Annotated in this window: 7 protein-coding genes; 5 read left to right on the plus strand and 2 right to left on the minus strand. The window is 70.6% G+C overall.

Annotated features, from left to right (window positions below; all coding sequences use genetic code 11):
• Window positions 1–1,187, plus strand: a 1,187-nt coding sequence (locus tag VNT50_RS09840) for a M1 family metallopeptidase (protein ID WP_325484935.1), incomplete at its 5' end; no start/stop codon positions are given.
• Here VNT50_RS09840 and VNT50_RS09845 read toward each other — a convergent pair.
• Entirely contained in the window at window positions 1,150–1,845 is a 696-nt protein-coding gene (locus VNT50_RS09845) for a 4'-phosphopantetheinyl transferase family protein (RefSeq protein ID WP_325484936.1), read from the minus strand. The two genes, VNT50_RS09840 and VNT50_RS09845, sit on opposite strands and share 38 nt — an antisense overlap.
• 179 nt (window positions 1,846–2,024) lie before the next feature.
• Between VNT50_RS09845 and VNT50_RS09850 the strand changes: the two genes are divergently transcribed.
• The 4 genes from VNT50_RS09850 (at window position 2,025) to VNT50_RS09865 (ending at window position 11,793) form a co-directional block, all read left to right on the plus strand.
• Window positions 2,025–5,882, plus strand: coding sequence for a hypothetical protein (locus tag VNT50_RS09850; protein WP_325484937.1), 3,858 nt, complete (start codon window positions 2,025–2,027; stop codon window positions 5,880–5,882).
• Between the two features lies 1 nt (window position 5,883).
• On the plus strand, window positions 5,884–10,689 hold the full coding sequence (locus VNT50_RS09855; RefSeq protein WP_325484938.1) for a hypothetical protein: 4,806 nt from the start codon (window positions 5,884–5,886) through the stop codon (window positions 10,687–10,689).
• Window positions 10,690–10,771: 82 nt separating this feature from the next.
• Window positions 10,772–10,978 carry a hypothetical protein gene (locus tag VNT50_RS09860; RefSeq protein ID WP_325484939.1) on the plus strand — a complete coding sequence of 69 codons (207 nt, stop codon included), beginning with the start codon at window positions 10,772–10,774 and terminating at the stop codon, window positions 10,976–10,978.
• A 71-nt stretch (window positions 10,979–11,049) separates the two neighbouring features.
• Window positions 11,050–11,793, plus strand: a complete 744-nt coding sequence (locus tag VNT50_RS09865) for an alpha/beta fold hydrolase (RefSeq protein ID WP_325484940.1) — start codon at window positions 11,050–11,052, stop codon at window positions 11,791–11,793.
• A gap of 27 nt (window positions 11,794–11,820) precedes the next feature.
• Here the strand turns inward: VNT50_RS09865 and ppsA are convergent, their stop codons facing one another.
• Window positions 11,821–14,211, minus strand: a complete 2,391-nt coding sequence (gene ppsA / locus VNT50_RS09870; RefSeq protein WP_325484941.1) for a phosphoenolpyruvate synthase — start codon at window positions 14,209–14,211, stop codon at window positions 11,821–11,823.
• Between the last annotated feature and the right edge of the window lie 59 nt (window positions 14,212–14,270).

A 14,270-nucleotide genomic window follows, 5' to 3' on the forward strand; every position in this document is an offset into this window, starting at 1 on the left:
CGCTCGATCTCGTGGGCCTCCGGGCCAGCCGCGTCCGGGTGGACGGCGACAGGTCGGCGGCCTTCCGTCAGAACGACCGCAAGCTGCGCGTCTCGCTCGGGACCGCTCTCGCCGCGGGCGACGGATTCACGATCACCGTCGCCTACGCAGGTGCACCGCGCCCTCGCCGCTCCCGCTGGGGAACGATCGGCTGGGAGGAACTGGAGGATGGCGCCCTGGTGGCATCGCAGCCGACGGGTGCGCCGACGTGGTTCCCCTGCAACGACGTGCCGTCCGACAAGGCCAGGATCCGCCTCGCCTTCACGACCGACTCCGCGTACACGGTCGTGGGGGGAGGCTTCACCGGCCGCAGCTCCCGCGGAGGCAAGACCACGTGGATCTTCGAGCACGCCCCCACGCCGACCTACCTCCTCGCCGTGCACGTCGGCCGCTACGCGGTCGAGAAGGTCGCGCTGGGGTCGGTTGCCGGTGAGATCTACTATCCGTGGCCCCTGGCCGATCGCGTGCACGCCGACTTCGCGGATCTGGCGAGCATGATGGAGGTCTTCGAGGACGCGTTCGGGCCATACCCCCTGCCGGACTACACCGTCGTCGTCACCCCCGACGACCTCGAGATCCCCCTCGAGGCGCAGGGCCTCGCGACCTTCGGCGCGAATCACATCGACGGCTCCGGCGCCATCGAGCGCCTCATCGCGCACGAGCTCGCCCACCAGTGGTTCGGCAACAGCGTGGGCCCCGCGCTCTGGCGCGACATCTGGCTGAACGAAGGCTTCGCGTGCTACGCCGAGTGGATCTGGTCGGAGCGGTCCGGGGGCCCGAGCGCCCACGAGGAGGCGCTGACGCATCACGCGCGCCTGCGTGCCCTTGCGCAGGACATCGTGCTCACCGACCCCGGCCCCGACCTCATGTTCGATGACCGGGTCTACAAGCGCGGGGCCCTGACCCTGCACGCCCTGCGGCTCACCGCGGGGGATGCCGTCTTCTTCGAGGTGATCCGCGCGTGGACGTCGCGCTACCGCGCCGCGACGGCCACCACGGCCGACTTCGTCGCCCTGGCAGAGGAGCTCAGCGGGCTCGCGCTCGGGCCGTTCTTCGACCAGTGGCTGCAAGCGACGCTGCTGCCCGCGCTTCCCCCGACGCCCGTCTCGATCACCGGGGCCGTGCCCCGGAACGCACGGCGACGCTGAGCACGAAGCCCTCCGGTGCGGGTGCGGGTGCAGCCTCGATCCCGTCGTCCAGGCCGGCGATCAGAACTCGGCGCGCGGCCGGGAGCAGCGCCCCGTCCGCTCCGAGCCGCACGGCGGCCGGAGCCACCCGCAGGCCGCGCCCGTCTGCCTTGAGCGCCGCCTCGATGAGGGTCCAGCCGCGGAGGTCGGGCGGCTCGCCGGGTGCGAACAGGGGTGCCAGCTCGGTGAGCGGGCCCGCGGGCGTTCCCGTTTCGATGTCGATGCCCAGCGCCGCGGCATCGGCCAGGTGCGCGGCGGCGACCGCCACCAGCCCACGCGCGTAGCTCACGCTGACGACGGCGTCGGCGCCCGAGACCCTCGGGGCACCGTGGTCGTCGGCCCCGCACTGCTCGCACCGGTTGGAGAGCACGAAGTCGTCGGTGTCGCAGACCTCGGCGACGAGGTCTGCCAAGAGCCACCGGCCGACCAGGAACCGGGCTGCCAGGGCGCCCTCCATCGCCTCGTAGCGGCGGAGCTGACCCACCGCGAGCCCTGCCAGAGCCAGGGGACGCACGGCGTCGACGACGTCGGCGGCATCCGCCCACGCGATCCGAACGGCGCCGAGCCGCGCGCCTCCCGCCCCCGGCGCGGATGCGTGCGCGGCATCCACGGTCGCCATGCTGGCACCATCCCACACGCGGGTTACCGGAGAGTGAACTCCCGTCTCACCTCGCCCGTATGGCTCGCGGGGTATAGCCACGAGGCATCCACCGCCTGTACCCTGGGCCCGTTCCCGCTCCCCTCCCGGAGTACCCGACGAGAACTCTGGTTCCACTGCGCAGCGGTCGAGGGGTTCGCATGTCATTCTCCGGGGAACAATGGGATGCCGCGCCGCGGCGCATCGTCTTCGAGCAGTCGCAGCGCTTCCATGCGGGCTGGCGACTCCTCGACTCGCTGAGTGCGGCCATCGTCGACCCGGATGAGGTGGGCGCTCCAGACCTCACGGTCGACGTCATCCGGCCCCGCGATCTGGTCGCCCTGACCGTCCGGTTCTACGGCGCCAAGCTCACAAACACGGGCGCCGGCCCGGAGGGCGATCTGCCTTTCGTCGAGCGCAAGGGTTCGGGCGCCCACGTCATGGTCGTGGAGTTCCCCTTCCAGCACGCGCACGAGGAGGCGCAGTACGTGACCGAGGCGGGTGCCAACGGCGTGCCCGACGAGCTGGACCCCGCGAATCCGGGCCCACCTCCGGCCGGCACGACGCCGGTCGGGGTGAGCGCCTCCGAGCCGCCGGATGTGCCTGTGGGCTTCCGGCCCGCGCGACGCAGCCGGCTCGTCTTCGCGATCGGGGTGAGCGACCGCATCGAGTTCACCCGTGAAGGCATCCTGCGGGCGATGAGGGAGCTCGCGCCCGTGCTCCACCCGAACGCGGCACCTCCCGGTGTGCGCGGCAGCATCGACACGTCGACGTCTCCCGGTCGGCTCGTGTGGGTCACCCCCGATCTGGTCGCCCGGTACACGGGTGAGGAGATCGTGCTCACCGCGCCGACCGCCGCCGATCGCCGGGCGACTCCCCCGCCCGACCCGGACTCGGTGTTCGGGGCGCTGCAGTTCTCCGAGAACCTCCGCGCGCTGCGCACGGACTCGGCGAACCTCGCCGTCCGCGCCGAGGGGCGCACGGTGGGACGCGTCCCGAACGTCATCCGCGACATCATCCGGCGCGGACCCGTTCTCGGGCCCATCGACTTCCCGAAGTACTCGAGCAGCCCGACGCCGCACCAGACGGCGATCGAGGCGCCGTACCGGCTTCTCATCTCGCCCAGCAGCGAAGGCCGCTGGACGCACGCCGACGCACCCGTCCCGGCCGACGACACTCCGCGGCACATCGAGCTCTGGCACAGCCGCCTCGCGGTCACCGGACCGGGCGACGCCGTCACCGAGCGCGACGCCTCACGCCGCATCGTGCGGGCGATCTGGACCCGCGATCGCGACGACGTGCCCCAGGCGGTGTGGCGCGCGAACGAGATGACCGACCCGAACCACCCCCTCCGCACGCCCACCCCGGCGCAGGATCTGCCGTTCCGCGGCTCCCTGAACCGCGCGGACCGGCACCGCCTGGTCCGCCAGTCGGCCGAGAAGTGGACCGGCATCAAGAAGCCCGAATCGCTGCGGCCCGTCGGAGTCGACAAGCTCTGGCTCTCGTCGCTCGGGGCGTGGCTCGATCTGCACGGCGCCTGGTACACGAAGGAATACTCCGCCAAGGGCATCCCGTCGGTGCTTGCCTGGGACCACATCGCCCCGCTCGGTCGCGACCAGTGGGTGCGCGTCGTCTACCCGGGCTACCTTTTCCCCTTCGGGCACGCGTGCGCCCTCGTCAAGATCACCGAGCGCAGGGTCACGGCGAATCCCGCACTCGCGAGCCTCTACCAGATCAAGTTCCTCGTGATCAGCGAGCCGAGCCGCTCGTACGACGGCAGCGACAACCCCTACGTCCGCGTGGACTTCTCCCCCTCGACCACACCGCCGATCATCGACCCGGCCGAAAAGGTCGACACGTTCTTCGTGCCGCACGTGGCGGTGCCGGGCGCGCCGGCGAACGATCCCGGCATCCCGTTCCAGTTCACCGGCGACTCGTGGGACAAGGACAACCATCACGAGAACTTCCGCACCCCCCTGTTCTGGGTGGCCGAGCACTTCCAGTTCTTCACCGACGTGCAGAACGCCTACGACGCGAGCCCCCACCGGATCATCCCGATGTGGGGGCAGAAGGTCGCCTACGCGCCGCGCACGCCCGAAGGCGACTCGATCACCGAGACCGTCACGATGCGCTGGCGGGGACGCGCCGCGGTCGGCTCGTCGACGCCGTACCTCAGCTCGGCGGACGTGGTGGTGGATGCCGCGCGGCGCCTGTCGAACGTGCCGGCGACCACGATCATCTACAACCCCACCTACCTCAGCGACGGCTTCGGCGGTGGCAACTCCGGCCAGGTGTGGGCGAAGGTGCTGCTGCCGGACGCCAAGACCGCGCTGCAGCACACGACCGACCCGGTCATCCCGGCACCTCCCACGATCGCCTTCGGCACCCCGAACGCGGGCTCCGACCGCTCGGGCGGATTCGTCACGCCGGACGCCCCGATCCGCGGCCTCTCGTCACTGACGGGCGCCGTGGGCGATGTCGCGGGCATGGAGCAGCAGCAGTTCGATCCCGAGGAGTTCTTCAAGGGCGCGATCCCGAAGCTGTTCGGCCTCGTCGACCTGTGGGAGCTGATCGACGGACTCGTCGACCTCACCGGGATGCCGAACATCGTGAGCGAGACGATGGATGCGCTCAAGCGGCTGCTCACCGACGTGCAGCGGTTCATCGATCTGCTGCACGAGGCCGAAGGCCGGCTCGCCGCCGCCGCGGGCGCCGCGGCGCAGCTCGAGGCCCAGCTCGCCGCCCTGCCGGCCCTGCTCGCCCCGCCCGACGACCTCGCCGACATCGAGCAGCGCATCACCGACATCGGCGGGGTGCTCACGGCGATCACGACGGCCATCGACACGATCCCGACCGGGGCGCCGGAGCTCACCCCGGTGCTGCGCAAGAAGCTCGACGCTCTGGCAAAGGTGATCCGCACGGCCGCGGACGCGGCATCCCTGCTCGATGATCTGCGCAGCATCCTGTCGAGCTTCAGCCCGGCGACCGTCGAGGCGACCTACCGCTACGAGTGGACCCCGAAGCTCTTCACCCGCTGGCCCGCCCAGGACATCACGCTCATCTCGCTGCCCGAGAACGGGTTCGTCATCTCGGTCGAGGGCCGCGTCTCCGGGCAGGGCGAGGCATCGGTGCGGGCGATGGCCGAGCTGCGCGGCCTGACGCTGCACCTGTTCGGCAAGGAGGACGAAGACGCGGCGCCGCTCGTGCGGATCCCGTTCGAGCACATGGCGTTCATCGCCGGCACCGACGGCAAGGCCGAGGTCGACGTCGTGCTCGGCGAGATCACGTTCCTCGGCGTGCTGAGCTTCGTCGAGGTGCTGAAGGAGTTCATCCCCTTCGACGGGTTCTCCGATCCGCCCTTCCTCGAGGTCGACACGACCGGCCTGCGGGCCGGATTCACGCTGCCCATCCCCAGCGTGTCGGTCGGCGTGTTCAACCTGTCGAACATCTCGCTCGGCGCCGACGTGCAGGTGCCGTTCCTCGGCAAGTCGATCAGCTTCGGCTTCGACTTCTGCACCCGCGAGCGCCCCTTCAACCTGTCGGTCATGTGCATCGGCGGCGGCGGCTGGTTCGGCATCCGCCTCACCCCCAAGGGACTCGACGTGCTCGAGCTCGGGCTCGAGGCGGGCGTCATGCTCGCGGTGGACTTCGGCGTGGCGTCGGGATCGATCTCGGCCACGGTGGGCATCTATATGCGGCTCGAGGCCGAGAAGGGCCAGCTCACGGGATATTTCCGGCTGCGCGGCGAGGTCGACGTGCTGGGCCTGATCTCGGCCTCCATCGAGCTCTACCTGGAGCTGACCTACCACTTCGACTCGGGCAAGATGATCGGCACCGCGCGACTGACGATCGAAGTGTCGGTGCTGTGCTTCTCCGGAAGCGTCACGATCGAGTGCACGAAGCAGTTCGCCGGCTCGAAGGGCGACCCGAGCCTCGCCGACCAGTACCTGCTGCCCGATAAGACGGCCCCGGCGTGGGACGACTATTGGAGGGCCTTCGCGCTCGAGGAGGCGGTGTGACATGGCCACCGAACACATCATCGCGCTCGCCCTGCCGTACTCCGCCCGCGCCGGGGAGGACTTCCACGTCTCGGTGTTCGTCACTCCCAAGCTGACTCCGGATGCCGCGGGCGTGCCGCTCTCGGGTTTCGAGGTGATGCCGCATTGGACGAAGGCACTGCTCGCGAACGGAAAGGTCGAGCTCTCCGATCAGGCCGGCGTCATCGAGTGCGTGCCCGTGCTCGACCCGTTGCGCCCGGACGTGTGGGACGCACTGTTCCCGGCGGACACCCCCGTCGGGGTCAACGCCGTGCCGGAGTGGCGGCAGCGGCACTGGCGCTCGTTCGATGCGCAGCGGGTGCACGACCTCGGCAAGGTCGTCGGCCTGCTGAGCGCGATGGGTTCGCCGGTCGAGCCGCCGCTCCCCTCGACGAACCTCCTGACCCCCGGCCTGCTGGCCACGCTGCGCGAGCTCAAAGCCCTCTCGGGCCGCCTCGGGCCCGGACGCATCGACGACGTGCGCCTCACCGAGAGCCTCGACCGGCTCATCGGCGAGGGCAGCGACAGGGCGGGGATCACACCCCTGCCCTTCGACGACGGCGCCGATTCTATGCTGACGACCCTCGCGCTGCTGCACCAGGCGCGGCGGTACTACGATCGCCCGGAGTCGAAGACCGACTACCGCGCGACCCCGGACGGTCCACCGCCGCCCGCGCTGGATCCTCCGAAGCCCGAGTTCCATGAGCGCGTCGCCTCGGTCGGTGATCACCCCGGTATGCTCCGGATGCTGGGGCTCGTTCTCGACCTCGTGGTGACCGACCCCACGCGCCTCAAGAAATCGCGCTGGCTGCGCGCAGTCGTCTCGGCGGGCACCGACCGGCTGAGCGTCGTGGGGGCCGCGCCGCGCGTGCGCTGCGAGGCGACCGCCGACGGGGCGCTCGTCACCGTGCCGGCGACCGCGGACTGGTCGCAGGGTGCGCTCACGATCGGCGACGTGGACCGCTTCGCCGTGCTGGATGCCGATGCCGACGGCACCGCGCTGAAGACCGAGCAGTTCCTGCGCGTGCTGCCGCGGCTGCTCGTCAGCCAGGCGAACATCGAGCCGGTGGATGCCGCGACTCCCGCGTTGCGCTCGACCGGGTTCACCGTGTCGCGCAAGGGCCAGGGGGCCACGCTCTACGACAGGATCGGCCGGCAGAAGACCCTCGAGGCCTCGCTCGCCGCGGGGGTCGCCGGCGCCGCGCCCGAACTTCTGACCGAGGATGTCGCGCGGGGCATGCGCGTCGAGGTGTGGGACGACACGGTCAAGGTATGGCGCTCGCTCCACGCCCGGCACACCCGGGCGAGCGTGGAGGGCCTCGCCGCCCCGCTCGACCTGGGCGACGGCCACGGCTTCATTCAGTCGGCACCGGCCGAGCAGAGCCCGCCGACCACGGCGACCCCGGAGCCGCCGATCAACGTCCACGAGGCGATGTTCGGGTGGGAGGGATGGAGCCTCTCGGTGCCGAAGCCGGGCAAGCGGCTGCCCGCCGATGTCTCGGCGGAGAGTCCGGAGGACCCGCCGACGGCGCCGGATGCCGGAGCCACGCACCCCGTCTCATTCGCGAACACCCTCGTGCCGAACACGCTGCCGCGGCTGCGCTACGGCCGGGACTACGCGTTCCGCGCGTGGCTCGTCGACCTCGCAGGCAACGTGCGGCCCGCGCCCCTTCCGCCCGCCCCGGCGGTGGGCGGCGGGGATGTGCTGGGCGGGGCGGGCCGACGCGGTGTCGCCTTCGGGGCGCACGCCCGGCGCGGCATCGACGACGGCGGGCTGAACCGTCCGTTCGTGCTGCCCGACCGGGTGCGGGGCGACGTCGAGAAGGCCCTGGGCACTCAGCTGGCGAAGGACGTCGCCGCCCGCGCCCGCGCGGCAGGGCTGTCGCGCCTCAAGGGCCTGGGCTCGGGGCTCGAGCGCGCCGCCGCCCGGCAGCTGGCGAGTCCCATCGAGGTGCTGCCGGCGCAGCGACCGCCCGTGCTCAGCCGATCCGACCAGGCCAGGCTGCGCAGCGAGATCCGGGCCGCGCTCGGCAACGCGGCGCTGACCTCCGGCGAGGTCACCGAGGGCGTCGCCGACGCGCTGGCCGCGGCATCCACCGCTTCTCGTGCGAACGTCGTCGCCGAGACCGTCCGCTCGTCGTTCGCGCAGGCGGCGGCGAACACCCCGGCCGACGCGTCCGCGTTCACGGCGACGGTCGCCACCGAGCCGGCGGCGTACACGAACGTGGTCGGTGCGCAGCTGGGCGCGCTCGTCGGCGACCTCGCGCCCGGCATCTCGGTGCCCGGTGTCGCCTTCGCACTCAAGACGGTGAGCGAGCTGCGCCCCTACCTGCGCTGGGATCCGGTCCCGCCGCCGACACTCGTCGCCCGCGCTCGCTACAGCGAGGGCGAGTCGCAGCGCGTGCTCGTCATCCGCAGCGGTGTGACGCAGGATCCGGCGACGCTCGAGGTCACCCTGACCGATCCCGAGGCGTTCCTCTCCGCCGTGACCGCGGCCGATCCCGGCACCGCGTTCCAGGCCACGGCCGAGCGCCACCTCGTACCGCCCAAGGTCAGCCAGCTGCAGGCCGAGCAGCACGAGGCGTTCGACGCGATGGTGGCCGAAGGCCCCGCCGGCGTGCGCCGCGCCCTCGCCGCGGCGCTCCGCGAGAACGGCACGCTGTACGACCTCGACGTCGCCGACCTCGAGAACCCCGGCGACCGCGACGCCGTTCCGGGGGTCTCGCTCGTGCACGACGACTCCGTCGCGCCCGGCGACGTCGTGACCCTGCCGATCCCGCAGGGCGAGGCGCCCCCGGCCGGACAGTACGTCGTGCACGACGTCGATGACCTCGTGCTGCCGTACCTGCCCGACCCGCTCGCCCGCGGCGTGTCCATCGTGTTCCCCGATGCGTCGATCACCCCCGCGCTTCCCCTGCCCTTCGGCATCGAGGGGTTCACGGCCGACTACTCCGTCGACGAGGAGGGCTGGCCCCGCGTCCGCCCTTTCCGGCTCACGCTGACCGGCGGCGAGACCCCGCGCGTCGACGTCGCGGAGCGTGTCATCGACATCTCGCTTCCCGCCGGCACGACGCAGCGCTTCCGCCTGTCGAGCTGCCTCGCGCCCGTCGCCCTCAAGGTTCTCGGCATGTGGCGGTCGTGGCCGCAGGTCATCCAGAGTCACCCGCTCATCCGCGAGGCCGCGCGGGACGGTTACCTCTGGTCGATCACGCCGAAAGAGAACGTGCTTCTCGTCCACGCGACGCCGCGTCCGGTCGCGGCTCCTCGCGCGGTCAATGTCCGTGCCCTGCGTCCCCCGAACGCGACGTTCACCTACCTCTGGGGCGGTGTGCACCTGCACGGTGCGAGCACGGAGCAGCTCACCGCCGAGGCATCCTGGACCGAGTACACGGACGATCTCGCCCAGGCCATGTGGTCGGCGACGCCCAGCCGCGGCGCCGCGTTCACGACGCGGGTCGCGCCGCACGAGCGGCTCGGCATCCTCTTCCCGCAGCTGCCGCAGGGCGACCTCGACTGGCCCGCCGATCCGTCGATCCGCATCCACGGCGTACGGCATGACTTCGCCGACACGAAGCACCGCGTGATCGAGTACCGGCTGCGGGCCTCCACGCGGTTCCGGGAGTACTTCCCGCCGGCGCAGCTCACCCCGGGCGAGGGCGCCGCGCCATTCGACGATGGGGCGAGCACGGTGAGCGACGTGCTCCGGGTGTCGGTGCCGTCATCCGCCCGGCCGCAGCCGCCCGTCGTGCATTCGGTGGTGCCGCTGTTCCGCTGGTCGCATGACGACCCGACGCTCTCAGAGGAGCCGACACCGGATGCCGGGACCGTCCAGCCGGGTCAGCCCATCGCCGAGCGCCACACCCGGCGCGCGGGCGTGCGCATCTACCTCGAACGTCCGTGGTTCTCATCCGGTCAGGACGAGCTGCTCGGCGTTCTCGTGCTCTCCGGCGCGCAGCCCGGACCCGGTGGCTACTCCCTCTGGGCGCAGGACCCCATCTGGGTCGGCAACTCGTTCGATGACCCGCACATGCCGCCGCTCAACCTCATCGACTTCTGGCGTGCCGAGGGCTCCGATGACGTATGGCAGCCCGGGGAGCCGGTCGCTCGAGGCGTCAACCTGCTGCTGCCGACGGGCATCGACACCGAGCGCACCTACCGCGCGAGCGTGCTCGGGTATCGTCCGCAATACAGCGAGGAGCGACGGAAGTGGTTCGTGGATGTCGCGCTCAACCCGGGGGTGGTGATCTGGCCGTTCATCCGGCTCGCCGTCGCGAGGTATCAGCCTGCCAGCATCACGAACGCCGAGCTCTCGGCGCCGGTGCTGTGCGACTTCGTGCAGGTGCCGCCCGAGCGCGCGACCACCGTGAGCCGCCTCGATGAGCGCGGCGTGCGCGTCGTCGTCACCGGCCCGGTGACGCACCGGCCGGTCCAGCTCCGGGGCGAGACGGACGTGCAGTCCATCGCCCTCAACCGCGTGCTGGTCGCGCGGCTGCAGGAAGCAGATCCCGAGCTGGGCGGCGACCTGGGCTGGATCACGCGCGACACGACGCAGCTCGATCTGCTCGCATACCAGCAGGCCGAGCATCTGGCGGCGTGGGGCGCGGGGCTGTCGGCGCCCGACCCGATCCCGCTCCGCCGCCCAGGGCCTGCCGCCTCGACGTGGCGCGTCACCGTCGAGGAGTGGGAACGCTTTCCGGGCGACCCGAAGGCGGGGCAGGCCGTCGGGATCGCCGGTCCCGCGCCGCAGTGGGAGCAGCGGCTCATCTTCGCGGATGAGGTCTACCTCTAGAGTCGCTCGCCGGGGCGGCGTGTTTCGCATCGGCTGTCGGCGGATCGTTGTAGGTTCGCATTCCGAAGAGGGGAACTCACCAGTGGGCACACGACCTAATCCGTCCAACGTCAGGCTGCCGCGCCACGGCTACGCGCTCGTGACGATCACGGTCCGCGATGCCAACGGCTTCCTCCACCACTACGGCGACATCGAGGCTCAGGTCGGCAGCGTGCACGAGGCGATCGCCATCATGCAGCTTCAGTCGCGCGCGGTCGAAGACGCCCATCGCGGCCATGCGTCCGCCTGACGCAACGGTGACCCGTTGAGGGCGGGCGAGGTCGCGGCGTGCCGCACAGGCTGACCCCCCAGAGGCGAACGGTGCGCGTCGACGGGCTCGTCTTCCGCGTTCTCTCATCCCTTCGATCGCCCGATTCTCGTGGCGCCACATACGTGATCGTGCACGGCATCGGCGTGTCGCATCGGTACAGCGCGCGCCTGCACGAGCAGCTCGCCCAGACCGGCGATGTGCACTCCGTCGACCTGCCGGGATTCGGTGGGCTGCCCAAACCTCCCCTGTCGCTGACCGTGCCGGCGATGGCGCGGGCGCTGGGCGAGGCACTGACCGAAATCGGCGTGCAGGGCGCGGTGCTCATCGGTCATTCGATGGGGTCGCAATGGGTCGTCGAACTCGCGGTGCAGCGCCCGGCGCTGGCGATGTGCGTCGTGGCCATCGGCCCCGTCACCGACAGCGAGCACCGTTCGATGCTCGCCCAGACAGCAGCGCTGGCCCGCGACACGCTCGGCGAGCCCCCGGAAGTCAATGCGCTCGTGTTCACCGACTACCTCCGCTGCGGCCCCATCTGGTACACCAAGCAGCTCCGGCACATGCTGAGCTACCCCCTGGAGGAGAAGGTGGCGTCCCTCCCGCTCCCGCTCCTCGTGATTCGAGGAGGGAGCGACCCGATCGCCGGGATGGACTGGGCGCGACGGGTTCGCGACGCCGCAGCGACGGGATCGCTGGTCATCGTGCCGCGACACCGTCACGTCGTGCAGCACACCGCGCCGCGCGCGGTGGCATCCGCGATCAACGCGTTCTGCCGCACCGGCCGGATCAGCCGCTGACGTAACGCCTCCGCGACTCGCCGCCGCCTACGACCGCACCAGCTGAGGCGCCCCCTTGGCGAGCCGCAGCCAGGTTTCCACGACGGTGTCCGGGTTGAGCGACATGGATTCGATCCCCTGCGCGACGAGCCATTCGGCGAGGTCGGGGTGGTCGCTGGGCCCCTGACCGCAGATGCCGACGTACTTGCCGGCGCGGCGGCACGCATCGATGGCGAGCGAGAGCATCTTGAGAACCGCGGGGTCGCGCTCATCGAAGGTGGCGGCGACGAGGCCGGAGTCGCGGTCCAGACCGAGGGTGAGTTGCGTCATGTCGTTGGAGCCGATCGAGAAGCCGTCGAAGTACTCCAGGAACTCGTCGGCCAAGACGGCGTTGGACGGCAGCTCGCACATCATGATGACCCGCAGCCCGTTCTCGCCGCGCCGAAGCCCGTTCTCGGCCAGCAGCTCGATGACGGCGTGTGCTTCACCGACGGTGCGCACGAACGGCACCATGATCTCGACGTTCGTGAGACCCATCTCGTCGCGGACGAACTTCAGGGCCTCGCATTCCATGTCGAAGCACGCGCGGAAATCCGGCGAGATGTACCGAGAGGCGCCGCGGTAGCCGAGCATCGGGTTCTCCTCATGAGGCTCGTACGTCTCGCCACCGATGAGGTTCGCGTATTCGTTGGATTTGAAATCCGACAGCCGAACGATCACGGGTTCGGGTGCGAACGCGGCGGCGATCATCGAGACCCCTTCGGCGACGCGTTTCACGAAGTAGTCGCGGGGTGAGGGGTAGGCGGCGATGCGCTGGGCGATCTCGTCGTGCAGCTCGGCGGGGAGGCTGTCATGTTCCAGGAGAGCGCGGGGGTGGATGCCGATCTGCCGGTTGATGACGAACTCGAGCCTCGCGAGGCCCACGCCCTTGTTGGGGAGCTTCGAGAACGCGAAGGCCTGGTCGGGGGTTCCGACGTTGAGCATGATCTTCGTCGGGCTCACCGGCATCTCGTCGAGGCGCGTGACGAGCTCTTCGAACCTGAGGATGCCCTCGTACACGAAGCCGTTGTCGCCCTCGGCGCACGACACCGTGACCTCCCGGCCGTCCTGCAGCGCGAGGGTCGCATCCCCGGTGCCGACCACGGCGGGGATGCCGAGTTCTCGGGCGATGATGGCGGCGTGGCACGTGCGCCCCCCGCGGTTGGTGACGATCGCGGAGGCGAGCTTCATGATCGGCTCCCAGTCGGGATCCGTCATATCGGCCACCAGCACGTCACCCGCGCGGAACGTGTCCATCTGCGCGAGGGAGGTCATCACCCGCACCGGGCCGGCACCGATCTTCTGCCCGATCGCCCGACCGATCGTGATCACCGTGCCGGGCTCTTCGAGCACGAACCGGCGCGTGACGTTCCCATCGGCGCGGGAGACGACGGTCTCCGGGCGAGCCTGCAGAATGTAGAGCTTGCCGTCGAGGCCGTCCTTGCCCCACTCGATGTCCATCGGCCGCCCGTAGTGGTCCTCGATGATCAGCGCCTGCCGGCCGAGCTCTTCGACCTCGGCATCGCTGATGCTGAAGCGCGCGCGCTCGGCCACCGGAACGTCGGTGAAGACGGTGCTCGCCCCGGCCTGGGTCCCATCGGCGTAGACCATCTTGATCGCCTTCTCCCCGACCGAGCGCTTGAGAATCGCGGGCCGCCCGTCCCGCAGGGCGGGCTTGTACGCGTAGAACTCGTCGGGGTTCACCGCGCCCTGAACGACTGCCTCGCCGAGGCCGTACGAACTGGTGACGAAGACGGCACGATCGAATCCGGACTCGGTGTCGATGGTGAACAGCACACCGGACGCGCCGACATCCGAGCGGACCATCCGCTGGATTCCCGCGGAGAGCGCGACGTCGTGGTGGTCGAACCCGTGGTGCACGCGGTACGCGATCGCGCGGTCGTTGTACAGCGAGGCGAAGACGCTGCGGATCGCGGCGAGGATGTTCTCGATTCCGCTGATGTTCAGGAACGTCTCCTGCTGGCCCGCGAACGACGCATCCGGCAGATCCTCGGCGGTCGCGCTGGAGCGCACCGCCCACGACACCGACTCGGGTTGCGGATCGCGCTCGACGAGCGTCGCGTACGCCGAGCGGATGTCGGCCTCGAACTGCGCCGGCAGCGGCTGCTGCTCGATCCACTCGCGCACGTTCGCGCCGACCCGGGCGAGTTCGGCGACGTCGGTCACATCGAGCGCCTCCACCGTCGTCCGGATGCGCTGGTACAGCCCATCCGCGTTCAGGAAGTCCCGGTACGCGTCGGCCGTCGTCGCGAACCCTCCGGGAACGCGGACTCCCGCGTCGGACAGATTCGAGATCATCTCGCCCAGCGAGGCGTTCTTGCCCCCCACGTGGGGGATATCGGCCATGCCGATCTCGTGGAACCAGAGGATGTTCGTCATGGGATCTCCCGTCGTTGTGTGCGTTGTGTGCGTTGTGCGCGTGGATGTTGTGGTCACAG

This window comes from Microbacterium sp., from assembly GCF_035554235.1.
Lineage (GTDB): Bacteria > Actinomycetota > Actinomycetes > Actinomycetales > Microbacteriaceae > Microbacterium.